This is a genomic window from Polaromonas sp. YR568, assembly GCF_943372955.1.
GTDB lineage: Bacteria > Pseudomonadota > Gammaproteobacteria > Burkholderiales > Burkholderiaceae_C > Polaromonas.
On the sequence record NZ_CALSAL010000002.1, the window covers coordinates 439,466 to 464,344 of the forward strand.

Sequence of the window (24,879 nt, forward strand, 5' to 3'; positions counted from 1 at the left end):
AGCAGTGGGGATGGAATGGGGATGACGGACGCCCGGTGTGCGGCGCCCCCACGCGACATGGAAAGCCTGCGTCGCAACCAACGAAACATCAAACGGGGCGGGCCTGGCCACAAAGGCAGGAACCGGCAGGAGAGAAAGGCGAATGAACATTGGCTGTGAAGTACCGACGGTGGGGTGTCTCGCCCCTGAATCAGTTTACGCCCGTCAGATGACAGTTTGGATGCGATTCGCTGGCCAAAATTCCATCAAGATGTAAGAGAAAACCTTGATTGATTTTTTGTAATTACGCTGGCGCCGCTCGCACCAAATGCTCTGGCGACAAACAACATCGTTATATTGAGCGGGCGCCTCCGTCTACGCTGCACTGCACAACGCCCCAGGAAACCTCATGAAGAATCTCTACAAGTATTTCTTTCGCGGTCTCATCACCATCCTGCCGGTGGCGCTGACGGTGTACCTGCTGTACATCTTTCTCGCGTGGACGGAGACGCTCACGCTGTGGCTGCTGCGGCCACTGATTGGCAGTTTTTATGTGCCAGGCATGGGCCTGCTGTCGGGTGTGCTCGCGATTCTCGTGGTGGGCTATCTGGTGTCGAACCGCCGCATCCGCCAGCTGCTGTCCTTCGTGGAGCTGCCCTTCACCAACCTGCCGGTGGTCAAGAGCATTTACTCGTCGCTGAAAAGTTTTGCCGACTACTTTGCGCCAGCCTCCACATCCGGCGAGCAGAGTGTGGTGATCCTGCGCATGCCGGGCCACCCACTGGAGATCGTGGGGCTCATCACGCGCCGAAGCTTCGCGGATTTGCCAGGTGGATTTCTGCCCGGCAAACCTGGCGAACGTGTAGCGGTTTACCTGCCCATGGGTTACATGATTGGCGGCTACACCGTGTTCGTTCCGGTCGAGTGGGTGCAACCCATCGACATGTCGGTTGAGGAAGCGATGCGCTCTGCGCTGATTGCCTGGATGGCCAAGCCCGCTGCAACGCAACAGGCTGCGGCGAAGTCCTGAGGGCGGTCACACGCCTCCCCACCATCGCCGAAGGCTGACGGGGCGCAGGCCGGCGCTGTGTCGCTCGTCCTGTTGATACTGCTATGACTGCGGGTGGCTTAGCGCGACTGGCGCGGTGCCGGACCGGGGCCGCGGCCTGCAATGTGACGGAAGGTGATGCGGCCCTTGCTCAGGTCGTAGGGCGACAGCTCCAGCGACACCTGGTCACCCGCCAGGATGCGGATGTGGTTCTTGCGCATCTTGCCGGAGGTGTAGGCGACCAGCTTGTGGCCGTTGTCCAGCGTGACGCGAAAGCGCGAGTCAGGCAACACCTCATCGACCAGTCCGTGCATTTCAATCAGTTCTTCTTTGGCCATGGGGTAACTCCTTGAGAATGGGAAAAATCAGTGGTGAGGCGCGTGGCCCGCGAAGGGCCAGGCTGTGCAGCGCGCGTCAGGCGCATGCAGGCGATGCCGTCAAGGCACCGGATGAGCGCTCCTGAATCCACGCCAGGGCGTGTTCGGTGGCGTGCTGCACGGCGGCGGAAGCGGTGTCAAACAGGCCGCTCAGTCGCATCACGCGGTCATGCGTGGCGCTGCCCCGGCCGGAGCGGATGGAAACCGATGCAGCGTAGCGGCCTTCGGCCTGCTGCTTGATGAGCGGAGAGACAAGGTACTTGCCTACTGCGATATGGGTGTGGTCGTTCGTCATGAAATGGCTTGCCGGGTGTCGTTGTTCGAGGAATGTCCCGGCGTTTCTACAAAATAATTCAAAAAGGTATCGGCTTGCGGACAAGCCGGCGAGTGTTCGGTGTTCACCCGCCAGGCCCTTGCGGGGCTGGGCTGGTTGAGCCTGGAGTGGGCACTGTTGGGGGGAGTGCTCGCCGGAATACGGAACAGTGCTGAGGGTATTCAATGCGTGAGAGTCACTGAAGGCACTGTGGAATCGGGCTCTGAGAAGCACCGCATTTGACAAGGAGGCCGCGTGAGAAGCAGCCTCGATCTAAAACGCTGAAGCGTTACCGAAGCCCCTATTGTACCCGGGAGACGGGTGCCGCTGCTTGACAGCCCCCGGGGCGGGATCAGGCCGGGCTGAAGCCCCTCCGGCTCAGCCCTCAAACTGCGGGTGCAATTGCCGGATGCGGTTCATGGCCATGCCAGCCGCCGCGGTGCGGGTTTCCACGCCCAGCTTGACATAAACCCGCTCCAGATGCTTTTTGACGGTGGCTGGGCTGGCGCCCAGGATGTCGGCAATGTCGCGGTTGATCTTGCCCTTGACCACCCAGTACAGCACCTCGGCCTCGCGCGCGGTGAGCTTGAAGCTCAGGCTCATGGCCTCCACCACCGCATCGTCAGAGATCTCGCGCATCACGATCAACCAGTCGCCGGTGTGGCTGGCGCCAGACGCCGCCATGTCCTCGCCATCTCCAGTTTGGCGGTGCAGACGAAACGTCAGGCGGCGTGACCCCAGGTCGACCGACAGGCGCGGCGGCTCGATCTGCTGCGCAGCGTCGGCCATGTGGCGACGCATCCAGGCCAGCACTGGCTCAGGTGTTTGCGGCGCCGAGGTGCCGTAGTAGCGCAGCAGCAGGTCACGGGCCAGCGGGGTCTGCCAGGTGATGCGGCCATCGTTGGCATCGCCAGTGCCCGTCATGCGCACCGTGATGCTGGCGTATCCGAACGCATCAAGCGCATTGCGGGCCTGGCCAGCCTGCCGGGCCTCCTGCCGCGCCCGCCGCGCGCCCTGCAGGTGCACGCCCATGCGGGCCATCACCTCCTTGGGCTTGATGGGCTTGGTGACGTAGTCCACGCCGCCGGCTTCCAGCGCCGCGACCAGGTATTCGGTTTCGGTGAGGCCGGTCATGAAGATGATGGGAATATGCGCGGTCTCGGCCATGGCCTTGAGCCGCTTGGCCACTTCGAAGCCATCCATGCCGGGCATCATGGCGTCGAGCAGCACGATGTCGGGCACCGCTTGGCGGGCGCGCTGCAGGGCCGCCTCGCCGCTGGTGGCCACCAGCACGGTGTAGCCAGATTCATCGAGCGCGTCGTGCAGCACCGAGAGGTTGTCGGGCACGTCGTCGACGATCAGCACCACATCGCTGTTGGCGCGGTCCAGCGTGTGGTCCAGCCCGCTTCCGTTTCGGCGCGCCTGCTCCCGGATCGCGGCCGGATCAAGCACCTTGCCCATGGCTGGCCTCCGTCGGTGTGAGTTGGCGGCCCATGGCCTCGAAACGGAACTGCCGCGCCAGCGTCCGCATCTCTTCCACAAAGGCGGCAGTCGCGGGTTGCGCGGATTCGATGTCTGCGAGCTTGTTCATGATGCCGCGGTAAAAGCCCAGATTCACCACCTCCAGCAGGGCCGCCATCTGCGCCGCGTCGGGCAGCACGCGGGCCGGGGCCTTGCTGACTACCGCATCAGCTGCGCTTGTGAGGCCAGCGTCATGGTGCCACACCAGCGTCAGCCGCCGCTCCAGCCAGTCGATCAGTTCGGTGTGGCGGACCGGCTTGAGGATGAAGTCCTCGGGTGGAATGCCGACGTTGTTCTCAAGTCCCTTGTCAAACGCGTTGGCGGAAACCACGGCAAGGTGGATGTCGGCATGCCCGGCACTGCGGATGCGGCGCAGCGTTTCCCAGCCATCAATGCCGGGCATCGCCAGATCCATAAAGATCACATCGGGCTTGTAGCCTGCCGCCAGCAGATCAAGGCAGTCGTGGCCGCTGGCGGCCGTGCGCAGCTCAAAACCCATGGGCTCCAGCAGTTGCACCAGCAGTTCACGGTCGGCCTCTTCGTTGTCAACCACCAGCAGCTTGCGGCGCACGCCTTGGTAACCGGCGGGTTTGCGTCGCACCGGCGGCGGCAGTGCGTCTTTCAGCGTGCCGGGCGTGACATGCACCTCAGGCAAAAAGAGGCGCACCTTGAACACCGAGCCCACGCCCGGCGTGCTGCTCACAGTCATCTCGCCGCCCATAAGGTCGGTGAGCATCCTCGCGATCGTCAGGCCCAGGCCCGCGCCGGGTGTGCCCTCGGCGCTGTGGCCTGCTGTGGCGCCGCGTGCAAACGGCTCGAAGATCTGCGCCAGTTCGTCGGCGCTCATGCCGGGGCCGGTGTCTTCAATGTCAATGTAGGCCATCTCGCGTGCATGGCGCAGGCGGAACGTCACTTTTCCCTGCGCGGTGAACTTGATGGCATTGCCCAGCAGGTTGATGAGGATCTGGCGCACACGCTTCTCATCAGCACGCACCAGCTCGGGCAGCGTACCGCTGGACTCGAACACAAAGCCCAGCCCCTTGGCCGCCGCCTGCAGCTCGAACATGCCCGCCATCTCGTGCACGCAGTCGGAAAACAGCATGGGCTTGACGTTCAGCGTGAGCTTGCCGGCCTCGATGCGGGCAATGTCCAGCGTGCCTTCGATCAGCGACAGCAAATGCTCGCCACCGCGCTTGATGACACCAACCGCCTGCTGGCGGTGCGGCGGAATGGCGGCGTCTTCACCCATCAGCTGCGCGTAACCCAGAATGCTGTTGAGCGGCGTGCGCAGCTCGTGGCTGATGGCGCTGATGTAGCGGCTCTTGGCCTGGTTGGCCTGATCGGCATGGTGGCGGGCTTCTTCGGCGACGCGCTTGGCTTGTTGCAGGGCTTCATCGGTCTGGCGGTGCGATTCGATCTCGCGCATCAGCAAGTGGGTTTGCCGGTTCGATTCTTCCTGCGCCACCTGCCGGCTCTTGTGGGCCAACACCAGCCACCAGGCCACCAGCCCGGCAATCACCAGCAGCGCCATGTAGGCTTTCAGAAAGCCCGAGCGCAGTGCCGCCTCGGATTCACCCAGTTCCACGCCCAGACCGAAAGCCCCCATCTCCTGGTGATACAGCAACCCGAACACGCTGGCCAGCAGCGGCACGATGATGAGCATCAACAGCAGGAAGTGGCCGAGGCCCGTGTCGAGGTAAGGCCAGATGCGGCGCGGCAGCAACCAGCGCAGCGCGCCCGACCACTGCGCCGAGAGACTCGCGTGCGGCTTGCACAGATCGCCGCAGCGCGCGTCCAGCGTGCAGCACAGCGAGCAGATCGGCCCCTGATAGGCCGGGCAATGGGCCATGTCGGGCCCCTCGTACGCACGCTCGCAGATCACGCACTGCTGGGTCGTGTAGCGCTTGTAGACACCCTCGCCTGCCGCCGTACCACCCCAGGGCGGAGCAGCCCCCTCAACAGATGGCGATGGCACACCATGCCGAACGTAGGGGTCGCTGTCTCGTGCGATGTAATACCGACCACGCGTGGCCCAGGCAATGAGCGGCGCCGTGACAAAGGCCGTACCCATCGCGATCACCGCCGAGAACGCCTGCGCCAGCGGGCCGAACATGCCCAAGTGTGCGGTGATGGACAGCACCGAAGCCAGCACCATCGCACCCACACCCACCGGGTTGATGTCGTACAGGTGGGCGCGCTTGAACTCGATGCCCTTGGGCGACAGGCCCAGCGGTTTGTTGATGACCAGATCAGCCACCACCGCCATGATCCAGGCGATGGCGATGTTGGAGTACAGCCCCAGCACATCGCCCAGTGCCTGGAACACATTCATCTCCATCAGCATGAAGGCGATCAGCGTGTTGAACACCACCCACACCACCCGGCCCGGATGGCTGTGTGTGATGCGCGAGAAAAAGTTGGACCACGCCAGCGAGCCCGCGTAGGCATTGGTCACGTTGATCTTGAGCTGCGACACCACCACAAAAATCGCAGTGGCAGCCACCGCCAGGCCGTAGTTCGGGAAGACGTATTCATAGGCCGCCAGGTACATCTGGTTCGGGTCCACGGCCCGGTCGACCGGCACCATGTTGGAAATGGCCAGATAGGCCAGAAATGCGCCGCCCAGCATCTTCACCACGCCCAGAATCACCCAGCCCGGCCCGCCCGTCAGCACGCCCGCCCACCAGCGGTAGCGGTTGGCGCGTGTCTGCACTGGCATGAAGCGCAGGTAGTCGGCCTGCTCACCCATCTGCGTGATCAGGGCAATGCCCACCGTCAACGCCGCACCAAACAAGTGCAGATTGAACTCCGCGCCCTGCCCTTTCTCCCCACCGTAGTGCAGCACACCTGCAAAAGCGCCCGGATCGCGCATCAGCACATAAACGAAGGGCACCACCAGCATGATCAGCCAGAGTGGCTGCGTCCACACCTGCAGCCGGCTGATGGCCGACACGCCGTGCGTCACCAGCGGGATCACGACCAGCGCGCAGATCAGGTAACCCCAAGTTGGCGGAATGCCTAACGCCAGTTCCAGCGCATAGGCCATCACGGCGGCCTCCAGCGCAAAAAAAATGAAGGTGAAGGACGCGTAGATCAGCGAGGTCAGCGTGGAGCCGATGTAGCCAAAGCCCGCGCCACGAGTGAGCAGGTCCATGTCCACCCCGTAGCGGGCGGCGTACACGCTGATCGGCAGCCCTGCGAGGAAGATGATGAGCCCGGTGGCCATGATGGCCCAGAAGGCATTGGCAAAGCCGTACTTCACCAGCAAGGTGGCGCCGACCGCCTCCAGAATCAGGAACGAGGCCGCTCCAAAAGCGGTGTTGGCTACCCGCCATTCGGACCATTTGCGAAAGCGCTGCGGCGTGAAGCGCAGCGCGTAATCTTCCATGGTCTCGCTGGCCACCCAGCTGTTGTAGTCACGCCGGACCTTGATGATGCGCTGCACGGCCGCTTCGGGCTCGTGGCTCCCACCCGCTGCGGAGGCAGCCCGTACCGGCGCCTCGGTTCCGCTGGCGGGCGGCAGGGGCAGGACGGGTGAGTCCATGGGTGGATGGGACATCGCGGCAGGGTGTGAATTCGCTTCAAGGTGCAGATTCCGTGCCACACAGAGGCAGAGGGGACGGCCGAGGGACGGCCATACGCCTTTCGGCGCCTTGGTGGCGCCCGCTTCTTGTGGCACCATTCCTGCAAGCCGGTAGCGATCGCCGCACTCGATCCGGCAGCCCACCCGCAGCGCACGAGACCCGGAAAGCCCCATGGAACTGACCCCACGCGAAAAAGACAAGCTGCTGATCTTCACGGCAGCGCTGCTGGCCGAACGCCGCCGCGCGCGCGGACTCAAGTTGAATTACCCCGAGGCGGTCGCCCTCATCAGCGCGGCCGTGATGGAAGGCGCACGCGATGGCCAGACCGTCGCCGAGCTGATGAGTTCAGGCCGCAATGTGCTGACCCGTGCCGACGTGATGGACGGCATCGCCGAGATGATTCCCGACATCCAGGTGGAGGCCACGTTTCCAGACGGCACCAAGCTGGTCACCGTCCATCAACCCATACTATGAGACACCCCCGTAGCGCCTTCGGCGCTTCCCCCTCGAGGGGGCGCCAGCTGCGGCCCGGCAGAGCCGGTTCCGCGCCGGCACTTGCACAGACCACTAACCACATTGCGAGGACTGCATGAAAACCCACACTATCTACCGCAGCGCATTCATCACAACCCTCATGACTGCAGCCGTGGGCGCCTCGGCCCACGACGGCCATGGTCTTGCTGGCACGCACTGGCATGCCACCGACACGCTGGGTTTCGTGCTGGTCGGCGTGCTGGCACTGGCAGCCGTCTGGTTCTCGCGCAAATAACGCAGTCGAGGCAACCATGACCCCAGGCGAAATCATCACCGATGCCGGCGAGCACCCGCTCAACACCGGTCGCCGCACGCTGACCGTGGTGGTTCGCAATACCGCTGACCGTCCGGTGCAGGTCGGCTCGCATTACCACTTTACAGAGACCAACGCCGCACTGGACTTTGACCGCAGCGCTGCCCGCGGCATGCGGCTGAATATCGCCTCCGGAACTGCCGTGCGCTTCGAGCCCGGGCAACAACGAACCGTCGAATTGGTGGACTTTTCCGGCGAACGAAAAATCTACGGCTTTCGTGGCCTCGTCCAAGGAAAGATTTGATGCCCCCACGTTCATCACTTCGTGTGTTCACTGCCCCCCGAGGGGGCGCTGCTCTCCCTTGGGGCAGCCCTGCGGGAGGATTGATGCCCCCACGTTCATCACTTCGTGTATTCACTGCCCCCCGAGGGGGCGCTGCTCTCCCTTGGGGCGGCCCTGCGGGAGACCTTTGATGGCAACCATAGACCGCCGCGCCTACGCGGAAATGTTTGGCCCCACAGCCGGTGACCGCGTGCGGCTGGCCGACACCGATCTGGTGATCGAGGTCGAGGCCGATTACACCCTGCGCGCCGGCAGCTACGGCGAAGAAGTGAAATTCGGCGGTGGCAAGACCATCCGCGACGGCATGGCGCAGTCGCAACACACACGTTCACAAGGTGCTGTGGACTGCGTGATGACCAATGCGCTCATCATCGACCACTGGGGTATCGTCAAGGCCGACATTGGCCTGAAGGGCGGGCGCATTGCCGCCATCGGCAAGGCCGGCAACCCCGATACCCAGCCGGGCGTGGACATCATCATCGGCCCCGGCACCGAAGTCATCAGCTGCGAAGGCATGATCGTCACCGCCGGCGGCATTGACTCGCACATCCACTTCATCTGCCCGCAGCAGATCGAGGAAGCGCTCACCTCGGGCGTCACCACCATGTTGGGCGGCGGCACCGGCCCGGCCACCGGCACCTTTGCCACCACCTGCACGCCAGGCCCGTGGAACATCGAGCGCATGCTGCAGTCGGCCGATGCGTTCCCCATGAACCTCGGCTTTCTGGGCAAAGGCAATGCCAGCCTGCCAGCCGCGCTGCATGAGCAGATCAACGCCGGCGTGATTGGCCTCAAGCTGCACGAAGACTGGGGCACCACGCCGTCGGCCATCAGCAACTGTCTGGATGTGGCCGAAGAAACCGATGTGCAGGTTGCCATTCACAGCGACACGCTCAACGAGTCGGGCTTTGTCGAGAACACCATTGCTGCCACCAAGGGCCGGTCGCTGTGCGCCTTTCACACCGAGGGCGCGGGTGGCGGTCATGCGCCGGACATCCTGCGGGTGGTGGGCGAGCAGAACTTTCTGCCGTCGTCCACCAACCCCACCATGCCCTACACCGTGAACACGCTCGATGAGCATGTGGACATGCTGATGGTGTGCCACCACCTCGATGCGGCGATTGCCGAAGACCTGGCCTTTGCCGAAAGCCGCATCCGCAAGGAAACCATTGCGGCGGAAGACATCCTGCACGACCTGGGCGCGATCAGCATGATGAGTTCCGACAGCCAGGCCATGGGCCGGGTGGGCGAGGTCATCATCCGCACCTGGCAGACCGCGCACAAGATGAAAAGCCAGCGCGGCAAGCTCCCTGACGATACGGAGCGCCACGACAACTTCCGCGTCAAGCGCTACATCAGCAAGTACACCATCAACCCGGCACTGGCCCACGGCATCTCGCACGAGGTGGGCTCCATCGAGGTCGGTAAGTGGGCCGATCTGGTGGTCTGGAAGCCAGCCTTCTTCGGCATCAAGCCGGCGCTGGTGCTCAAGGGCGGCTTCATTGCACTGGCGGCCATGGGCGACCCGAATGCCTCCATTCCCACACCGCAACCAGTGCACTACCGGCCCATGTTCGGCGGATTTGGAGGCGCCATCGCCAAAGGCTCGCTCACCTTTGTGTCGCAGGCAGGCATGGCCGCGGGCATCCAGCAGCAGTTTGGTCTGGCCAAGACACTGAGCGCGGTGAAGAACATTCGTGGCGTGCAAAAGCGCCACATGGTCCACAATGCCTATGCGCCGAAAATGGAAATCGACCCGCAAACCTACCTGGTGCGCGCCGACGGACAGCTGCTCACCTGCGAGCCGGCGCGCAGCCTGCCGATGACGCAGCGCTACTTCCTGTTCTGAACCCCATCGCCTTCTCCGTATCACCTGATGCTCCAAGTCTCCAAAGTTGTCCCGCGCGGCGCCGGTCTGGCGCCCGTGCTCCTCAAACGCGCCACCACGGTGGAGCTTGACTGGGACGTGCGCCAGAAAAGCCGGTTCGACGCCACCGACTCTGCAGGCCGCCACCTCGGCGTGTTCCTGCCGCGCGGCACTCTGGTGCGTGGCGGCGATGTGCTGGTGGCCGAAGATGGCTCCATGGTGCGCGTGATAGCCGCGCCGCAGCCGGTGCTGCGCATCACCCACTGCGCCCAGCACGGCACGCCGTTTGACCTGACCCGCGCCGCCTATCACCTCGGTAACCGGCATGTGCCGATCGAGCTCCAACCCGACCACCTGAAGATCGAGCCCGACCATGTGCTGGCCGAGATGCTGCAGAGCATGCACCTCATCGTGAATGCAGTGAACGAGGCCTTTGAGCCTGAGGGCGGTGCCTACAGCGCGGGTGGCCACAGCCACGCGCACGGGGACGCGCACCACAATCACGCCCACGACGAACACACTGCGTCAACGACAGTCACAGCCAAGCCCCATGTGCACGGCCCGGACTGCAATCACGACCATGGACACGACCACGGGCATTCGCACGACGCAAAGCCAGTCGCCATCACGATCCATCCGCGCAAGCCTTCCACGCCGCACGCGCACTAGGGGCCTGCGGCATGCACGCGCCCCTGCCAACCACTTCCGACACCTCGGCTTCCAGCCTGCTCCAGCTCATCTGGCTAGCCTCGCCCGCGCTGCCGGTGGGTGGCTTCTCCTATTCGGAAGGTCTGGAGATGGCCGTCGAGCGGGCGGGTGTCGCCACCGAACAGGCGGCCAGTGACTGGCTGGCTGACCAGCTGCACCTGTCACTCACACGGGCCGATCTGGCGGTGATCGCGCAGGCGATTCCCGCGTGGCGGCGCGCCGACCTGCCGCGCATTGAACAGCTCAACGCCTGGGTGCTGCAGACCCGTGAAACCAGCGAGCTGCGCGCGCAGACCGAGCAGATGGGTCGCTCCTTGCTGGAATGGCTGCGCAACCACGACGGCGCCAACGCCGAGCACATTGACAACTGTGCAGCGATGCAACCGACCTACCCTGTCGCGTTCGCGCTCGCCGCCTCGCCCACCAGCGCCAGCGTACGCGACTGCCTGCTAACCTACGCCTTCGGCTGGGCCGAGAACATGATGCAGGCTGCGCTCAAGTCGGTACCACTGGGTCAGAGCGCAGGCCAGCGCATCCTGGCGCGGCTGAGCCGGGAGATTCCTGCAGCGGTTGATACGGCACTTGAACTTCAGGACGACGACCGCCAGGCGTTTGCCCCGATACTCGCCATCCTGTCGTCACAGCACGAGACCCAGTATTCACGGCTGTTCCGCTCATGAACAGCCGCAGATCAAGCAGCGCCCCACCCCTTTCAAGGATTTTCTGATGAGCATGCACCACATTGCCAACCGCACCAAAAAACTGCCGCCACTGCGCGTGGGCATCGGCGGGCCGGTGGGCTCAGGTAAAACCACACTGCTCGAAATGCTGTGCAAGGCCATGAAAAGCAAATACGACCTGGTGGCCATCACCAACGACATCTACACCAAGGAAGACCAGCGCCTGCTCACCGTGAGCGGCGCACTCGATGCCGAACGCATCATGGGCGTGGAAACCGGTGGCTGTCCGCACACCGCCATCCGCGAAGACGCCTCCATCAACCTGGAAGCAATTGACCGCATGCTGGAGGATTTTCCCGATGCGGATGTGGTGTTTGTAGAGTCGGGTGGCGACAACTTGGCTGCCACCTTCAGCCCCGAGCTGAGCGATCTCACCATCTACGTGATCGACGTCGCCGCCGGTGAAAAGATTCCGCGCAAGGGCGGCCCGGGCATCACCAAGAGCGACCTGTTTGTCATCAACAAGACCGATCTGGCGCCTTATGTAGGTGCTGATCTGGGCGTGATGGAAGCGGACACCATCCGCATGCGCACCACACCCAAGGGTCTGAAACCGTTTGTGATGACCAATCTCAAGACGCAGGCCGGGCTGGCCGAGGTGATTGCCTTCATCGAGACCAAAGGCATGCTGGCTGTAGCCTAAGGCATGACGACTGGTGACCTTCAGCGCTTATTTTGGACCCCTGCCAAGTCGCCCCGCGCCCTGCGGTTAAAATTCAGGCTTCGGAAGCGTGGCAGAGCGGTTGAATGCAGCAGTCTTGAAAACTGCCGAGGATGCAAGTCCTCCGTGAGTTCGAATCTCACCGCTTCCGCCACAGGGGTTGCCGCAACGTGCGGCCACAGTCAAATCCCCTCAACCTGGTGCACCCCAACGTTCAGCGCCCGTTTTTCACTTCACCCTGTCCGCCAGCTTTTATCTCGCGCAACTGCCGCTTGCGCTTGGCCTTGTTCAGCGATTCAGGCTCTGGCGGCTTGTTGCGCAGGATTTCCAGGCGGCGGGCTTCCGCCTCTGCCTGCCGCTTTTTCTGGCGCGAGTTCTTGATGGCCCGCCCCACCAGAAAGCTGATGGCGCAGGTGGTCAGCAGGAGAAGGATGTTCTGGATTTCCATGTGTTGCGTGGGGCAGGCGTGCCGTCAATCGGCCAGAAACAGGGACTGTAAATCGTTCAGGAAATCAAACCCGCGCACCGTGGGTTTCACGCGCACGAAGTCACGTTCAATCAGGCCCTTGCGCTCGGCTTCGTCCAGACCGCGCTGGATCGCGGTCATCGACAAGCCGGTCTTTTCAGCAAAGTCCTGCAGACTGAAACCATCGCGAAGGCGCAGCGCGTTGAGCATGAATTCAAACGGCAGGTCGGCGCGGCTGACTTCGTTTTCCTGCGTGACGGCGTTGTCCGCCAGCGCCTGCTCCATGTAGAGCTTGGGCTCACGGTAACGCACCTGGCGCACCACGCGATGGGCAAAGCTCAATTTGCTGTGGGCACCGGCGCCTATGCCCAGATAATCCCCAAACTGCCAGTAGTTGAGGTTGTGAAAGCATCGGTGGGCTGACCGCGCATAGGCCGACACCTCGTAGCGCGCCAGACCGGCGGTCTCGGTCATCTCGGTGATGCGATCGAGCATGGCGTAGGCCGTGTCTTCCTCGGGCACCACCGGAGGGAACTTCGCGAAGTAGGTGTTGGGCTCGATGGTGAGGTGGTAAATCGACAGATGCGGTGGCTGCAGCGCCAGCGCCTGCTGCACATCCTGCGTCAGCTGCTCCATGCTCTGGCCGGGCAAGGCATACATCAGGTCGAGGTTGAAGGTGTCAAACGCCTGTGCGGCCTCTTCCACCGCCGCAATCGCCTGCGCACGGTCATGCACCCGGCCCAACGCCTTCAGGTGCTGATCGTCAAAGCTCTGCACACCCACTGAAAGGCGAGTCACGCCGGCGCTGCGAAAGGCGCGGAAACGGTCTTTCTCGAAGGTGCCGGGGTTGGCTTCCAGCGTGATCTCGCAGTCGGGCGTGAGGCGCAGGCGAGCGCGAATGTCACCCAGCAAACGGTCGATGGACTGCGGCGAAAACAGGCTGGGGGTGCCGCCCCCAACGAAGACGCTGTGCACCGGCCGGCCCCAGATGAGCGGCAGCGCTGCCTCCAGGTCAGCCACCACCGCATCCACATAGCGCTGCTCAGGCATCACTCCAGCGACCTCATGCGAATTGAAATCGCAATAGGGGCACTTCTTCAGGCACCAGGGCAGGTGCACATAGAGCGACAGCGGCGGCAACGCGCCCAGCTGCAGGGTGCCGGGGCGCATGTAGTGCTGAATGTCTTTCACAGCCATCGCTCACGCATCAACGCGATCATGAGCTGCGTCGCCCTGCCCCGATGGCTGTTGGCGTTTTTCACCTCGACTGGCAATTGCGCAAAAGTCTGGCCGAACTCGGGGATGTACATCACCGGATCAAACCCAAAGCCGTTGCTCCCCACCGGCTCGGGGGCAATCTGCCCGACCACGCGGCACGATGCAATCAGCGGCTCGGGGTCTTCTGCCGAACGCACGGCCACCAGCGTGCTCACCAGTGCGGCGCGGCGCTGTGCGGGTTCGCGCAGATGGGCCATCTGCTCCAGCAAGGCCTTGACGTTGTTGTCGTCACCCTTGGGATAACCAAACTGTGTGGCGTAGTAGGCCGTGTCCACACCGGGCAGGCCACCGAAAGCATCGACGCACAAACCTGCGTCGTCAGCCAAGGCAGGCAGGCCGCTGAGGCGTGAGGCCTGTCGCGCCTTCGCCAACGCGTTCTCCACAAAGGTGCGGAAGGGCTCCTCAGCTTCAGGCAGGCCCAGCTCCGCCTGGCTGACCAGTTCGAAGCCCAGCGGCGCGAGCATAGCCTTGAGCTCGGCGAGTTTGCCCTTGTTGTTGGAGGCGAGAACGATTTTCATGCGTTGTGTGTACCGGTTGGCTCATTCAAAGGGCGCCCGTCTTCACGTGGTCATCTGGTTTTGGACAAAGACTGCTTTTGCAGGTCGATCAGCTCGGAGATACCTTTTTCAGCCAGCTGCAAAAGCTGGTCCATCTCCTTGCGCGAGAAGGCTGCGCCTTCTGCCGTGCCCTGCACTTCGACATAGTGCCCGGCGCCGGTCATCACCACATTCATGTCAGTGTCGCAGGCCGAATCTTCGGTGTACTCCAGGTCCAGCAGTGGCACGCCCTGAACGATACCCACCGAAATGGCGGCTACGTGTTGCGTGATCGGCGACTCGGTCAGCTTCCCGCTGACCAGCAGTGCATTGACGGCATCCTGCGCGGCGACAAAAGCGCCCGTGATGCTGGCGGTGCGGGTGCCGCCGTCGGCCTGAATGACATCGCAGTCGAGGTAGATCGTGCGCTCGCCAAGCTTCTTCAAATCAAACACCGAGCGCATGGACCGGCCGATGAGGCGCTGGATTTCCTGCGTGCGGCCGCTCTGCTTGCCGCGGGCGGCCTCGCGGTCGCTGCGGGTGTGGGTAGCGCGCGGCAGCATGCCGTATTCGGCGGTGACCCAGCCTTCGCCGCTGCCCTTCTTGTGACCGGGCACCTTTTCTTCGACGGATGCGGTACACAGCACCTTGGTGCCACCAAACTCGATCAGTACCGAGCCCTCGGCGTGCACGGTGTAGTGTCGGGTGATCTGCACGGGGCGCAGGGCGTCATGCGCGCGCGCGCTGCTTCGTTGGAACTGGCTCATGGGAATGGACTTTCTGGCAACAAGGCCGGAATCATAAAACGGAAGAAGAAGGGCTCAGTGCACGGTGCCCGCTGGGGAATGCCGTGATGCGCCGAATGCGGCCACGCCGAAAAAGGCTGGGTCAGATTTTGCGGGCTGCCGACCGGCGAATCGCCTCGTTGATCTCGGCGATGGAGCGTTCAATGGCCGCTTCGTCGAGTTCATCGACGCCGGTGTCCAGCACGCCGGCCTGGATGGTGGAGGCAAACACGCCATCCATGATGCTGTCGGTCGAGACGCCGCGGGTGGATTCAAAGGCGTCGGGCGTTTCCCACTCCATGGCCAGCACGGTCACGTTGTCGCTGTGCTCACCGCCGGCGCGTAGGGCGTTTTCGACCAGGTCAGGCACCGCATCGGACACGCTTTTGCCTGAAAGCTGCCGCACGATCTCGGCGTCGCTCAGGCTGCCCCAAAGGCCGTCGGAGCACAGCAGAAGCTTGTCGCCCTGCTGCAGCGTGACCGGGCCCGTCACGTCAAACACCGGTTTGGTGGGCGAGCCGAGGCAGGTGAAGAGGATGTTGCGGTTGATGCGCTCGAGCTTGATCACACCCGCGCTCTGCTGTTCAAGATACGAATGGTCGCGGGTGCGCGTGAGCAGCTCGCCGTCGCGCACCACATACAGACGCGAATCACCGCAGTGCACCCAGGTCGCACCGGTGCCCTGCAAAATCGCTGCGACCAGCGTGGTGCGCGGGGTGTCGAGCATGCCTTTTTCGCTGGCATAACGGATGATCTGGTGGTGGGCCGCCATCAGCGCCACCGACAGGAACTCGGCCGTGTCTTCAATGACCGGACGTGCTTCCTTCTGATACAACGCAGAGATGGTTTGCAGCGCCAGCTGGGCCGCCACTTCGCCCTCCGGGTGGCCACCCATGCCGTCGGCCAGCACGAACAGGCCCGACTCCCGCGTGTAGCAGTAGCCCATGCGGTCTTCGTTTTTCTCGCGGCCCCCTTTGCGGCTGACCTGAAAGACCGAGAACTTCATTTGAATCGCGTCGCCAAGCCGGTGGCCTTGCGTGCCGTTTTCTTGGTGTCAGACACCATGTTGTCGAATTGCAGGCGGACTTTTTCGCTGACCGTGAGCTTCGTGTAGCGCCGCTCGCCCTCGCGGCTGAGCTCTTTCTGCAGCGCAAACACCGATTGCGGGCGCGACAGCGGATCAAGCGACATGCACCACTCGACCACTTCGATCAGGTTGTCCGAATACACGCCGCGCAGACGCGACAAGGCAAGCGAGAGCCGGTCTTTCTCCAGCCGCTGGGGTGCGTCGTTGGGCGGATAGCCCTGCATGGTGGCGTAGATGCAGGCGCCAATGGCGTAAATGTCGGTCCACGGGCCCATCGATGAGTCGCGCCGATACATCTCGGGGGCGGCAAAGCCGGGGGTGTACATCGGGCGGATGAAGTTGCCCTCTTTGCTCAGCACCTCGCGCGCGGCGCCGAAGTCGATCATCACGGCGCGGTTGTCGTCGGTGATGAAGATGTTGGCCGGCTTGATGTCCAGATGCAGCATCTTGTGCTGATGCACGATGCGCAACCCGCGCAGGATCTCGTCGAACAGGGAGCGGATGGTGGACTCCCGGAACACCTTCTGCTTTTTCAGCTCGCGTGCGGTGATGATGAAATCCTGGAGCGTGCCACCTTCCAGGTAGTTCATGACCATGTAGACGGTCTCGTTCTCGCGGAAGAAGTTCAGCACGCTGACCACCGAACCGTGAGAGATCTGCGCCAGCGAGCGCCCTTCCTCAAAGAAACTCTTGAGTCCGAGGCGGTACAGCGATAGCTTGTCGGGTTGCACCTGGGGCAGCAGCTCCCCGGGAGAGCGCGACGCCAGCGATGACGGCAGGTATTCCTTGATGGCGACTTGCTGGCCTTCGTTGTCGACGGCCAAGTAAACTACGCCAAACCCACCTGCGGACAGCTTTCGTACAACACGATAGCCACCGATCACGGTATCCGGCGGCAACGGTGCGGGCTTGACCTTTGACATAGTTCCTGATGTGCCAAGGCGACGCTGTCGCCGCGTGTTTTTATTTCTCAACCCTGAAGCGGATTCTCCTATGGCAGTTTATAGCATGACGGGTTACTCGACGGTGCAATCAGGTACTGCATCGTCCACGGCAGACAACGGCGCCGCACCGGATAGCAGCGCCCGCCTGGGGGTGGAACTGCGGTCCGTCAACAGCCGCTTTCTGGACCTGTCGTTCCGCCTGCCCGACGAACTGCGCCAGACTGAACCGGCCCTGCGGGAAATGCTGACCACCAAGCTCAAGCGCGGCAAGGTCGAGCTGCGGGTCTGGCTGGAAAGCGCCTCCGCCAGCGAGTTGCGCGCGCCCTCTTCCGCCACGCTGCAAAAACTGGGCTCGCTGGAAGACAGCATCAAGTCATGGCTGCCCCAGGCGGCCGGCCTGAGCGTGGCCGACATCCTGCGGATTGCCACCAATGAAGACAAAAAGCCTCACGATCACAGTGACGAACTGCTCAAGCTGTGCAAAAAGGCCCTGAAGGACCTGCTGGCCGCCCGCGAGCGCGAAGGGGCGCGTCTGGCCGAGATGCTGCGCGACCGTACGGCGCGCTTGCGGGCGCTCGCTGAAGCGGCCGTGCCCATGGTCCCCCAACTGGTCGAGCAGCAGAAGACGCGTTTTCTGGAGCGCTGGAAAGACGCCATGGCGCTGGGTGGCAGTGGTACCTTGCCCGAAGTGGCGCAAGACCGCGCACTCACCGAGGCCACGGCGTTTGCCATCCGCATCGACGTGGCCGAAGAGATCACGCGGCTGTCGTCCCATCTCGACGAGATCGACCGCCTGCTGGCTGCCGGCGGCGAGCTGGGCAAGCGGCTGGACTTCCTGATTCAGGAGCTGCACCGCGAAGCCAATACACTGGGCTCCAAATCGGCCTCGCTGGAGCTGACCCGCATTTCGGTGGACATGAAAGTCCTGATCGAGCAGATCCGCGAACAGGTTCAGAACATCGAATGATGCGTCAGCGATTCGCTCACGACTTCGATTCACTATAAAATCAATAGCAAATAACGCCTATCCATAGAAGCCTTCAAGCATGGACTATCCCGGAAATCTGTTTGTCGTGGCAGCCCCCAGCGGCGCTGGCAAGTCCAGCCTGGTCAAGGCGCTGATGGAACTGGATTCACGCATCCAGCCCTCGGTGTCGCACACCACCCGCCCGCCCCGCGGACAGGAAAAGCATGGTCGCGAGTACTTCTTCATCTCGCCGGAGGAATTCGATGGCATGGTGCTGCGCAATTCCTTCCTGGAGTGGGCCCATGTCCACGGCCAGCGCTACGGCACTTCGCGGCAGACCATTGAAGAGCGCATCGCCCACGGCGCTGATGTGGTGCTGGAAATCGACTTTCAGGGTGCTATCAACATCAAGCGCATCTTCTCCAACGCGGTGCTGATCTTCATCCTGCCGCCCAGTTGGGAAGAGCTGCGTTCCCGGCTGGAGCGGCGTGGCGAGGATGCCCCCGAGGTGATCGAGCTGCGGCTGAAAAACGCCGCTACCGAGATGGCCCAGGCCCGGGAATTCGACTTCGTTATAATCAATGAGTTGTTCGAGCGTGCGGTTTTCGACCTGAAAACCATCGTGCATGCCCAACGGCTCAAGTTTTCAGCCCAGCGCCGCGCCCGGGCCGAAACCTTTCAGGCCCTTCAAATCCCCTGAAGCCTGCTTTCTTTTGTTCTGTCGATCACCCCGGAGATCACCATGGCCCGCATCACTGTTGAAGACTGCCTCGAAAAAATCCCGAACCGCTTTCAGCTGGTTCTGGCGGCCACTTACCGCGCCCGCATGCTCAGCCAGGGCCATGCCGCCAAGATCGAGAGCAAGAACAAGCCTGGCGTGACCGCCCTGCGCGAGATTGCCGAAGGCAAAATCGGCCTCGAGATGCTGAAAAAAGTGCCCACCTGAACCAGTTCCAGTTCAGCGAAAAAGCACCGCCTCGCGGTGCTTTTTTCATTTGCGGCAGGCAAAAGGCCGTTTTTTGCATGTTTTACTGCTGCCGCGATACATTTGAGCCATGAGCGCCCTGTTGTCTCCCGTCACCTCCGGGAAATCGACACCCGCAGCAGCCAACGCGGCCGCCGCGAGCTTTGCCGCGCTCACCGCCCGCCTCGACTACATGAGTGCGGCCGATGTGGACAACATCCGCCGCGCCTACCGGTTTGCAGACGAAGCCCATCTGGGCCAGTTGCGCAACAGCGGCGAGCCCTACATCACCCACCCGATTGCGGTAGCACTGCAATGCGCGGAATGGAAGCTCGACGCCCAAGCCCTTATGGCCGCGCTGCTGCACGATGCGATTGAAGACTGCGGCGTCACCAAGCCGGAACTGATCGAGCGCTTTGGCGCCCCGGTGGCCGAACTGGTCGACGGCCTGACCAAGCTGGAAAAGCTGGAGTTCAACACCCGCGAGGAAAACCAGGCCGAGTCCTTCCGCAAGATGCTGCTGGCCATGGCGCGCGATGTGCGCGTCATCCTGATCAAGCTGGCCGACCGCACCCACAACATGCGCACGCTGGGTGATGTGCCGCGCGACAAGTGGCGGCGTATTTCCAGTGAAACACTGGACATCTACGCCCCCATCGCCCACCGTCTGGGCCTGAACACCACCTACCGAGAACTGCAGGACCTGTCGTTCCAGCACCTGCACCCTTGGCGCTACGCCACGCTGACCAAGGCGCTGATTCGGGCGCGCGGTCGCCGGCGCGACGTGATCAAGCGGGTGCGCGCCGAGGTCGAGACCGCCTTCGCCAATGCGAAGGTACCGGTGCAGATATCCGGCCGCGAAAAAACGCTGTATTCCATCTACCGCAAGATGGACGAAAAGCACCTCTCGTTTGCGCAGGTGACCGACCTGTACGGCTTTCGCGTCATCGTGCAGGACCTGACCACTTGCTACACCGCCATGGGCGTGCTGCACCAGCTGTACAAGCCCTTGCCAGGCAAGTTCAAGGACTACATTGCGATTCCGAAGATCAACGGCTACCAGTCGCTGCACACCACGCTGATTGGCCCGTTCGGCACCAACATCGAATTCCAGATGCGGACCGAAGCCATGCATGTGGTGGCCGAGTCGGGCGTGGCCGCGCACTGGCTCTACAAGGCGACCGACCCCGACAGCGACGCCTCGCAGCGCCTGGGCACGCAATGGCTGCAGTCGCTGCTCGACATCCAGCAGGAAACCCGCGACGCCGCCGAGTTCTGGGACCACGTCAAGATCGACCTGTTCCCCGAAGCGGTGTATGTGTTCACGCCCAAGAGCCAGATCATGGCCATGCCGCGCGGCGCCACGGTGGTGGACTTTGCCTACGCCATCCACAGCGACATCGGGCACCGGGCCGTGGCGGCCAAGGTCAATGGCGAGCAGGTGCCGCTGCGCTCCGAACTGCACAACGGCGACGTGATTGAAATCATCACCTCGTCGGTCTCCAGCCCCAACCCGGGCTGGCTGGGTTTTGTGCGTACCGGCAAGGCGCGCTCAAAAATCCGCCATCACCTCAAGACCATGGCGCTGTCGGAGTCGCAGGACCTCGGCGAAAAGATGCTGGCCCAGGCCCTGCGAGCCGAAGGCATTGACCGGCAATTGCTGCCGGACGACGACGAGGCGCACCACGCCACCTGGGAGAAGATTCTCCGCTTCACCGGCAACCGCTCGCGCGCCGATCTGCTTACCGACATCGGTCTGGGCAAACGCATCGCCAGCATGGTGGCCAAGCGCATCGTGTCCATTCTGGGCGAGCACGGCGAGAAACCCAACCCGCTGCTGATGAGCCGGGAGCGCTACACCGCGCATGAATCGGTTTCGCAGGGCGCGCTGTTGCTCGACGGCAGCGAAGGCGCCTCAGTCCAGTTCGCACCGTGCTGCCACCCGATTCCGGGCGATGGCATCGTCGGCTACCTGGGCCGTGGCGAGGGCCTGGTGGTGCACACCGACGACTGCGCCGTCGCCCGCCGCCTGCTGAACCGCGACAGCGAACGCTTCATTGCCGTGGACTGGTCGGACGAACCCGTTCGGCCTTTTGAAACCCACCTGCTGGTCACCGTATCGAACGGCAAAGGCGTGCTGGCCCGCGTAGCCGCGGCACTGGCCAGCGCCGAGGCCGACATCACACAGGTCGACATGGGCCACGAACCTGCGCACGACGCGACCGATCTGCGTTTTGGCGTGTCGGTGCGCGACCGGGTGCATCTGGCCTCTGCCATGCGCAGCGTCAAGCGCACTGCCTCGGTGCTGCGGGTGCACCGCGTCAAGCCGGCGGCGAATTAATTGGTTACTTGATGGAATCGCTGACGCGTCGGCGTGCGCGGCGGAAAAACGTCAAACAGGCGCCGGGTAGCTGACCTTCACGACTTCGAGCACCTGCACACCGTGCGGCGTGATCAGGTTCACCTCATCCCCCACCCGCGCCTTGAGCAAAGCCCGAGCCACTGGCGATACCCAGCTCACCTCGCCGGCAGCGCTGTTGGCTTCGTCAATGCCGAGGATGGTGATGGTGTGCTCGGCACCGTCTTCGCCAGCGTAAGTGACGGTGGCGCCAAAGAAAACCTGGTCTCGGCCGTGGTGGATGGCAGGGTTGGTGATCTCGGCGATCTCCAGCCGCTGCGTCAAAAAGCGGATGCGGCGGTCAATCTCGCGCAGGCGCTTTTTGCCGTAGATGTAGTCACCGTTTTCAGACCGGTCGCCATTGCTGGCTGCCCAATGGACGATGTCCACCACCTTGGGGCGCTCGTTGTCGATCAGGTCCAGCAGTTCGCTGCGCAAACGCTCGTAGCCCTGCGGCGTGATGTAGTTCTTGCCGCCAGCGGGCAAGGCCGGCAGAGCCGGCCCATCGTCGCTGTCGCTGTCGCCTTCCTTGGTGAATGCCTTGTTCATGACGTGGCCAGAATAGCAGTGAGGGGTTGCGGATCGGCGGTGCCGACCGCGCCAGCAAACGCTCCGAAAAGCCCCAAAAAGTCTTTCAGAAACGAAAAAGCCTGCAACTTTCGTTGCAGGCTTTACGTTTTTTGGTGCGGCTGGCAGGAATTGAACCCACGACCCCTTGGTTCGTAGCCAAGTACTCTATCCAACTGAGCTACAGCCGCGCAGCCTCGCATTATAGCCCAAATAACCCGCGATCGCGATGCACGGGCAACTCGTCATGGATCGCACGGGCCCGGTCAGGCCGTCGCGGGCCTGTCCATGCCCCGCTGGGGCCCTGCCACGCCAGTCATCGGCTGTCAGTCCAGCAGTTCTTTGGGCACGTTGCCGCCATTGGCCGCCAGCTTCGCCAGCACCGCCTTGTGCAGCCAAATGTTCATTTGCGCCGAGTCGCCCATTAGATTGGCAGGGCAGCCCAATTCGGTGGCTAGTTCCTTTCGGGCAGTGATGCTGCTGTCAATGTCCAGCAGCTTCAGCAGGTCGACAATGGAAGTGCGCCAGTTCAGCTTCTGCGCGCTAGCCGCCGCTTTTTGCTCCAACTGCGCTACGACATCCACCTCGCGCATGGGCGTCACCGCTGCGACGGCAGCGCTGGCCGGCGCTGCACGAGCGCCCGCAGTGGGAACCGGAGAGCGCAACATCTCCTCGACTTTGCTGTTGCCGGCATCAAAACCCAGCTTGTCCAGAATCTTGCTGAAAAAACCCATGCTATTTCTCCTGAGGTAGCGCGCCCCTTGCGGGCCGCCAGGAGGGCGGGACTTCTTCAGGGGCACCGACCCATGGTAAGCATGAATCTTGGCCTGTGCGAGAAAAGCAGGCCATCCGCGATGACCACCTACAGCACTGCAAGCAAGACGGCTACAAATACCGCCGTTCATGCCAAGAATGGTAGGGCGTGAGTGACTTGAACACTCGACCAAAGGATTATGAGTCCTCTGCTCTAACCAACTGAGCTAACGCCCCCTCCGCTCAGGATTGTACGGGCCTACTTGTTGTGGCTGAGCGCGCTGCTGACCAGCTTGGAGGTGATGTCGACGATCTGGATCATCTTTTCGTAGGGCATGCGCATCGGGCCGATCACGCCGAGCGTGCCGACGACCTGGCCGTCCACCTCGTAAGGAGAGGTCACGATGGACAGCTCCTGGTAGGGGATCACCTGGCTCTCGCCGCCAATGTAGATTCGCACGCCTTCGGCCCGGCTCGACACGTCCAGCAGGCGCATCAGCTGGGCTTTCTGCTCGAACAGGTCGAACAGCTTGCGCAGATTGCCCATGTCCCCTGAGAAATCACTCACGGCCAGCAGGTTGCGTTCACCGGAAATCACCACCTCATCGCGCGACTCGATGGCTTCGGAGCTGACCTTCACGGCGGCCTGCATCAGTGTGGCAATCTCGCCGCGCAGGGCTTCCACTTCGTTTTTCAGGCGTTCGCGCACCTCTTCGATGGCCATGCCGGCGTAGTGCGAGTTCAGGAAGTTGGCCGCTTCCACAAGTTGGGACTGGCTGTAATCGGCCTCGGTGAAGATCACGCGGTTCTGCACATCACCGTCTGGCGACACGATGATGACGAGAAAGCGCTTTTCGGACAGCCGCAAGAATTCAATGTGCCGGAACACCGACGAGCGGCGCGGTGCCATCACCACACCGACGAACTGCGACAGGCTGGACAGCATGTGTGCGGCGTTGCTGATGACTTTCTGCGGTTGATCTGGTTCAAGGCGTGGCGCCGGCAAGCCTGCACCACCCAGAGCCTGGTCGCGCTGTGCGGTCAGCATGGTGTCGACAAACATCCGGTAACCGCGCGCTGTGGGGATACGCCCGGCCGAAGTGTGCGGGCTGACGATGAGGCCCAGTTCCTCCAGATCGCTCATCACATTGCGGATGGTGGCGGGTGACAGCTCCAGGCCCGATGCCTTGGACAACGTGCGCGAACCGACGGGTTGCCCGTCGGCGATGTAGCGCTCTACCAGCGCTTTAAGCAACAACCTGGCGCGATCATCAAGCATGGCCCCATTCTACGAAGCTTCACCGGCGGCGTTGTGATGTAATTTGACGATGCAATCGCAATTCCGCCATATCGCCCTGATCGGCAAGTACCATGCCCAGGGATCGCGGTCTGCGCTGGAAGACATCGCCCAGTTTCTGGGCACGCAAGGCTGCGACGTCGCCATCGAACAGGACACGGCCAGCAACACCGGGCTGACCCGTTTCCCTACCCTCGACACGGCTGGAATTGGCGCGCAATGCGACCTGGCCTTGGTGGTGGGCGGCGACGGCACCATGCTGGGCATCGGCCGGCAGCTGGCGCAGTTCGGCATCCCGCTGGTCGGCATCAATCAGGGGCGTCTCGGCTTCATCACCGACATCGCGTTTGAGGATTATCAGACCACGCTCAAGCCCATGCTGCGCGGCGAGTACGAGGAAGACCGCCGCTGGATGATGCAGGCCAAGGTGATGCGCGACGGCCACTGCGTATTCAGCGCCACGGCGATGAATGATGTGGTGGTCAACCGTGGCGCCACCGCCGGCATGGTGGAACTGCGGGTCGAGGTGGATGGCCGTTTTGTGGCCAACCAGCGGGCCGACGGCTTGATCATCGCCTCGCCCACGGGCTCCACCGCCTACGCCCTGTCGGCAGGCGGGCCGCTGCTGCACCCCTCGATTGCCGGCTGGGTGCTGGTACCGATTGCACCGCACACCTTGTCAAACCGACCAATAGTGCTGTCGGATGCGGGCGAGATTGCGGTCGAGATCGTGGCTGGCCGCGACGCCAGCGCGAACTTCGACATGCAGTCGCTGGCTTCACTGATTCACGGCGACCGGATTGTGGTGCGGCGCTCCGAGCACCAGGTGCGCTTTCTGCACCCGCGCGGCTGGAGCTACTTTGATACGCTCCGCAAGAAACTTCACTGGAACGAAGGCGTGGCCTGAGT

At 62.9% G+C, this 24,879-nt stretch carries 26 protein-coding genes and 3 tRNA genes; 14 read left to right on the plus strand and 15 right to left on the minus strand.

From position 1 onward, the window contains the following. The first annotated feature begins 388 nt into the window (after positions 1–388). The gene (locus AAG793_RS07960; protein WP_341906480.1) at positions 389–1,009 is read left to right on the plus strand and encodes a DUF502 domain-containing protein; all 621 of its coding nucleotides are present in this window, start codon (positions 389–391) and stop codon (positions 1,007–1,009) included. A gap of 98 nt (positions 1,010–1,107) precedes the next feature. On the opposite strand, the gene infA is transcribed toward AAG793_RS07960, so the two are convergent. The 4 genes from infA to AAG793_RS07980 all read right to left on the minus strand — a co-directional run bounded on the left by infA (position 1,108) and on the right by AAG793_RS07980 (position 6,626). Further along, the gene (infA, locus tag AAG793_RS07965; RefSeq protein WP_011800392.1) at positions 1,108–1,365 is read right to left on the minus strand and encodes a translation initiation factor IF-1; all 258 of its coding nucleotides are present in this window, start codon (positions 1,363–1,365) and stop codon (positions 1,108–1,110) included. 76 nt (positions 1,366–1,441) lie between these two features. Continuing rightward, on the minus strand, positions 1,442–1,699 hold the full coding sequence (locus AAG793_RS07970) for a hypothetical protein (protein WP_341906482.1): 258 nt from the start codon (positions 1,697–1,699) through the stop codon (positions 1,442–1,444). A gap of 396 nt (positions 1,700–2,095) precedes the next feature. Next, on the minus strand, positions 2,096–3,178 hold the full coding sequence (locus AAG793_RS07975; protein WP_341906484.1) for a response regulator transcription factor: 1,083 nt from the start codon (positions 3,176–3,178) through the stop codon (positions 2,096–2,098). After that, positions 3,162–6,626, minus strand: coding sequence for an ATP-binding protein (locus tag AAG793_RS07980; RefSeq protein WP_341907665.1), 3,465 nt, complete (start codon positions 6,624–6,626; stop codon positions 3,162–3,164). The genes AAG793_RS07975 and AAG793_RS07980 overlap by 17 nt, the downstream gene beginning before the upstream one ends. A 367-nt stretch (positions 6,627–6,993) precedes the next feature. On the opposite strand from AAG793_RS07980, the gene AAG793_RS07985 reads away from it, so the two are divergent. From AAG793_RS07985 to AAG793_RS08020, 8 genes are all read left to right on the plus strand, one after another. Then, on the plus strand, positions 6,994–7,296 hold the full coding sequence (locus AAG793_RS07985; RefSeq protein WP_341906486.1) for an urease subunit gamma: 303 nt from the start codon (positions 6,994–6,996) through the stop codon (positions 7,294–7,296). 115 nt (positions 7,297–7,411) lie between these two features. After that, positions 7,412–7,591 carry a hypothetical protein gene (locus tag AAG793_RS07990; protein WP_341906488.1) on the plus strand — a complete coding sequence of 60 codons (180 nt, stop codon included), beginning with the start codon at positions 7,412–7,414 and terminating at the stop codon, positions 7,589–7,591. A gap of 16 nt (positions 7,592–7,607) precedes the next feature. Then, positions 7,608–7,913 carry an urease subunit beta gene (locus AAG793_RS07995; RefSeq protein WP_341906489.1) on the plus strand — a complete coding sequence of 102 codons (306 nt, stop codon included), beginning with the start codon at positions 7,608–7,610 and terminating at the stop codon, positions 7,911–7,913. A gap of 169 nt (positions 7,914–8,082) precedes the next feature. After that, positions 8,083–9,801: an urease subunit alpha gene (ureC, locus tag AAG793_RS08000; RefSeq protein WP_341906491.1), complete on the plus strand. Its 1,719-nt coding sequence runs from the start codon at positions 8,083–8,085 to the stop codon at positions 9,799–9,801. A gap of 27 nt (positions 9,802–9,828) precedes the next feature. Beyond that, positions 9,829–10,488 (plus strand): urease accessory protein UreE, encoded by a 660-nt coding sequence (gene ureE / locus AAG793_RS08005; RefSeq protein WP_341906492.1) that lies wholly within the window; start codon positions 9,829–9,831, stop codon positions 10,486–10,488. Positions 10,489–10,499: 11 nt separating this feature from the next. Continuing rightward, entirely contained in the window at positions 10,500–11,207 is a 708-nt protein-coding gene (locus AAG793_RS08010; protein ID WP_341906494.1) for an urease accessory UreF family protein, read from the plus strand. A gap of 46 nt (positions 11,208–11,253) precedes the next feature. Beyond that, positions 11,254–11,910, plus strand: a complete 657-nt coding sequence (ureG, locus tag AAG793_RS08015; RefSeq protein ID WP_341906496.1) for an urease accessory protein UreG — start codon at positions 11,254–11,256, stop codon at positions 11,908–11,910. 82 nt (positions 11,911–11,992) lie between these two features. After that, positions 11,993–12,082: transfer RNA gene (locus tag AAG793_RS08020), tRNA-Ser, on the plus strand. 60 nt (positions 12,083–12,142) lie between these two features. Here the strand turns inward: AAG793_RS08020 and AAG793_RS08025 are convergent. The 6 genes from AAG793_RS08025 to AAG793_RS08050 form a co-directional block, all read right to left on the minus strand. After that, complete coding sequence (locus AAG793_RS08025; RefSeq protein WP_341906498.1) at positions 12,143–12,376, minus strand: hypothetical protein; 234 nt, start codon at positions 12,374–12,376, stop codon at positions 12,143–12,145. Between the two features lie 24 nt (positions 12,377–12,400). Continuing rightward, on the minus strand, positions 12,401–13,591 hold the full coding sequence (hemW, locus tag AAG793_RS08030; RefSeq protein ID WP_341906500.1) for a radical SAM family heme chaperone HemW: 1,191 nt from the start codon (positions 13,589–13,591) through the stop codon (positions 12,401–12,403). Then, entirely contained in the window at positions 13,582–14,190 is a 609-nt protein-coding gene (locus AAG793_RS08035; RefSeq protein ID WP_341906502.1) for a non-canonical purine NTP pyrophosphatase, read from the minus strand. Before AAG793_RS08035 ends, hemW begins: the two co-directional genes overlap by 10 nt. A 50-nt stretch (positions 14,191–14,240) precedes the next feature. Beyond that, the gene (rph, locus tag AAG793_RS08040) at positions 14,241–14,975 is read right to left on the minus strand and encodes a ribonuclease PH (RefSeq protein WP_341906505.1); all 735 of its coding nucleotides are present in this window, start codon (positions 14,973–14,975) and stop codon (positions 14,241–14,243) included. A 121-nt stretch (positions 14,976–15,096) separates the two neighbouring features. After that, positions 15,097–15,999, minus strand: a complete 903-nt coding sequence (locus AAG793_RS08045) for a protein phosphatase 2C domain-containing protein (RefSeq protein WP_341906507.1) — start codon at positions 15,997–15,999, stop codon at positions 15,097–15,099. After that, positions 15,996–17,003: a serine/threonine-protein kinase gene (locus AAG793_RS08050; RefSeq protein ID WP_341906509.1), complete on the minus strand. Its 1,008-nt coding sequence runs from the start codon at positions 17,001–17,003 to the stop codon at positions 15,996–15,998. The genes AAG793_RS08045 and AAG793_RS08050 overlap by 4 nt, the downstream gene beginning before the upstream one ends. Positions 17,004–17,073: 70 nt before the next feature. Between AAG793_RS08050 and AAG793_RS08055 the strand changes: the two genes are divergently transcribed. From AAG793_RS08055 to AAG793_RS08070, 4 genes are all read left to right on the plus strand, one after another. Then, on the plus strand, positions 17,074–17,991 hold the full coding sequence (locus tag AAG793_RS08055; RefSeq protein WP_341906511.1) for a YicC/YloC family endoribonuclease: 918 nt from the start codon (positions 17,074–17,076) through the stop codon (positions 17,989–17,991). Positions 17,992–18,070: 79 nt separating this feature from the next. Further along, positions 18,071–18,691, plus strand: a complete 621-nt coding sequence (gene gmk, locus AAG793_RS08060; RefSeq protein WP_341906513.1) for a guanylate kinase — start codon at positions 18,071–18,073, stop codon at positions 18,689–18,691. Positions 18,692–18,733: 42 nt separating this feature from the next. After that, a complete protein-coding gene (gene rpoZ, locus AAG793_RS08065; RefSeq protein WP_092132810.1) occupies positions 18,734–18,937 on the plus strand; it encodes a DNA-directed RNA polymerase subunit omega in 204 nt (67 codons plus the stop codon). Positions 18,938–19,046: 109 nt separating this feature from the next. Next, positions 19,047–21,296 (plus strand): bifunctional (p)ppGpp synthetase/guanosine-3',5'-bis(diphosphate) 3'-pyrophosphohydrolase, encoded by a 2,250-nt coding sequence (locus AAG793_RS08070; protein ID WP_341906515.1) that lies wholly within the window; start codon positions 19,047–19,049, stop codon positions 21,294–21,296. Between the two features lie 51 nt (positions 21,297–21,347). Here AAG793_RS08070 and greB read toward each other — a convergent pair whose 3' ends face one another. From greB to hrcA, 5 genes are all read right to left on the minus strand, one after another. Beyond that, positions 21,348–21,902 carry a transcription elongation factor GreB gene (greB, locus tag AAG793_RS08075; protein WP_341906516.1) on the minus strand — a complete coding sequence of 185 codons (555 nt, stop codon included), beginning with the start codon at positions 21,900–21,902 and terminating at the stop codon, positions 21,348–21,350. A gap of 132 nt (positions 21,903–22,034) precedes the next feature. Beyond that, positions 22,035–22,111 (minus strand) — tRNA-Arg (locus tag AAG793_RS08080). 135 nt (positions 22,112–22,246) lie between these two features. After that, positions 22,247–22,825, minus strand: a complete 579-nt coding sequence (locus AAG793_RS08085; protein WP_341906518.1) for a DUF3597 domain-containing protein — start codon at positions 22,823–22,825, stop codon at positions 22,247–22,249. An 8-nt stretch (positions 22,826–22,833) separates the two neighbouring features. Next, positions 22,834–22,910 (minus strand) — tRNA-Ile (locus AAG793_RS08090). A gap of 22 nt (positions 22,911–22,932) precedes the next feature. Beyond that, positions 22,933–23,952, minus strand: coding sequence for a heat-inducible transcriptional repressor HrcA (hrcA, locus tag AAG793_RS08095; protein ID WP_341906520.1), 1,020 nt, complete (start codon positions 23,950–23,952; stop codon positions 22,933–22,935). Between the two features lie 49 nt (positions 23,953–24,001). On the opposite strand from hrcA, the gene AAG793_RS08100 reads away from it, so the two are divergent. Continuing rightward, the gene (locus tag AAG793_RS08100) at positions 24,002–24,877 is read left to right on the plus strand and encodes an NAD kinase (RefSeq protein WP_341906522.1); all 876 of its coding nucleotides are present in this window, start codon (positions 24,002–24,004) and stop codon (positions 24,875–24,877) included. The last annotated feature ends 2 nt before the right edge of the window (positions 24,878–24,879 follow it).

What these genes read in the sequence shown, in the direction of transcription:
- AAG793_RS07960 (WP_341906480.1), top strand. Translation starts at nt 389, where the DNA reads ATGAAGAATCTCTACAAGTATTTCTTTCGCGGTCTCATCACCATCCTG.
- infA (WP_011800392.1), bottom strand. Translation starts at nt 1,365, where the DNA reads ATGGCCAAAGAAGAACTGATTGAAATGCACGGACTGGTCGATGAGGTG.
- AAG793_RS07970 (WP_341906482.1), bottom strand. Translation starts at nt 1,699, where the DNA reads ATGACGAACGACCACACCCATATCGCAGTAGGCAAGTACCTTGTCTCT.
- AAG793_RS07975 (WP_341906484.1), bottom strand. Translation starts at nt 3,178, where the DNA reads ATGGGCAAGGTGCTTGATCCGGCCGCGATCCGGGAGCAGGCGCGCCGA.
- AAG793_RS07980 (WP_341907665.1), bottom strand. Translation starts at nt 6,626, where the DNA reads ATGGAAGATTACGCGCTGCGCTTCACGCCGCAGCGCTTTCGCAAATGG.
- AAG793_RS07985 (WP_341906486.1), top strand. Translation starts at nt 6,994, where the DNA reads ATGGAACTGACCCCACGCGAAAAAGACAAGCTGCTGATCTTCACGGCA.
- AAG793_RS07990 (WP_341906488.1), top strand. Translation starts at nt 7,412, where the DNA reads ATGAAAACCCACACTATCTACCGCAGCGCATTCATCACAACCCTCATG.
- AAG793_RS07995 (WP_341906489.1), top strand. Translation starts at nt 7,608, where the DNA reads ATGACCCCAGGCGAAATCATCACCGATGCCGGCGAGCACCCGCTCAAC.
- ureC (WP_341906491.1), top strand. Translation starts at nt 8,083, where the DNA reads ATGGCAACCATAGACCGCCGCGCCTACGCGGAAATGTTTGGCCCCACA.
- ureE (WP_341906492.1), top strand. Translation starts at nt 9,829, where the DNA reads ATGCTCCAAGTCTCCAAAGTTGTCCCGCGCGGCGCCGGTCTGGCGCCC.
- AAG793_RS08010 (WP_341906494.1), top strand. Translation starts at nt 10,500, where the DNA reads ATGCACGCGCCCCTGCCAACCACTTCCGACACCTCGGCTTCCAGCCTG.
- ureG (WP_341906496.1), top strand. Translation starts at nt 11,254, where the DNA reads ATGAGCATGCACCACATTGCCAACCGCACCAAAAAACTGCCGCCACTG.
- AAG793_RS08025 (WP_341906498.1), bottom strand. Translation starts at nt 12,376, where the DNA reads ATGGAAATCCAGAACATCCTTCTCCTGCTGACCACCTGCGCCATCAGC.
- hemW (WP_341906500.1), bottom strand. Translation starts at nt 13,591, where the DNA reads ATGGCTGTGAAAGACATTCAGCACTACATGCGCCCCGGCACCCTGCAG.
- AAG793_RS08035 (WP_341906502.1), bottom strand. Translation starts at nt 14,190, where the DNA reads ATGAAAATCGTTCTCGCCTCCAACAACAAGGGCAAACTCGCCGAGCTC.
- rph (WP_341906505.1), bottom strand. Translation starts at nt 14,975, where the DNA reads ATGAGCCAGTTCCAACGAAGCAGCGCGCGCGCGCATGACGCCCTGCGC.
- AAG793_RS08045 (WP_341906507.1), bottom strand. Translation starts at nt 15,999, where the DNA reads ATGAAGTTCTCGGTCTTTCAGGTCAGCCGCAAAGGGGGCCGCGAGAAA.
- AAG793_RS08050 (WP_341906509.1), bottom strand. Translation starts at nt 17,003, where the DNA reads ATGTCAAAGGTCAAGCCCGCACCGTTGCCGCCGGATACCGTGATCGGT.
- AAG793_RS08055 (WP_341906511.1), top strand. Translation starts at nt 17,074, where the DNA reads ATGGCAGTTTATAGCATGACGGGTTACTCGACGGTGCAATCAGGTACT.
- gmk (WP_341906513.1), top strand. Translation starts at nt 18,071, where the DNA reads ATGGACTATCCCGGAAATCTGTTTGTCGTGGCAGCCCCCAGCGGCGCT.
- rpoZ (WP_092132810.1), top strand. Translation starts at nt 18,734, where the DNA reads ATGGCCCGCATCACTGTTGAAGACTGCCTCGAAAAAATCCCGAACCGC.
- AAG793_RS08070 (WP_341906515.1), top strand. Translation starts at nt 19,047, where the DNA reads ATGAGCGCCCTGTTGTCTCCCGTCACCTCCGGGAAATCGACACCCGCA.
- greB (WP_341906516.1), bottom strand. Translation starts at nt 21,902, where the DNA reads ATGAACAAGGCATTCACCAAGGAAGGCGACAGCGACAGCGACGATGGG.
- AAG793_RS08085 (WP_341906518.1), bottom strand. Translation starts at nt 22,825, where the DNA reads ATGAACGGCGGTATTTGTAGCCGTCTTGCTTGCAGTGCTGTAGGTGGT.
- hrcA (WP_341906520.1), bottom strand. Translation starts at nt 23,952, where the DNA reads ATGCTTGATGATCGCGCCAGGTTGTTGCTTAAAGCGCTGGTAGAGCGC.
- AAG793_RS08100 (WP_341906522.1), top strand. Translation starts at nt 24,002, where the DNA reads ATGCAATCGCAATTCCGCCATATCGCCCTGATCGGCAAGTACCATGCC.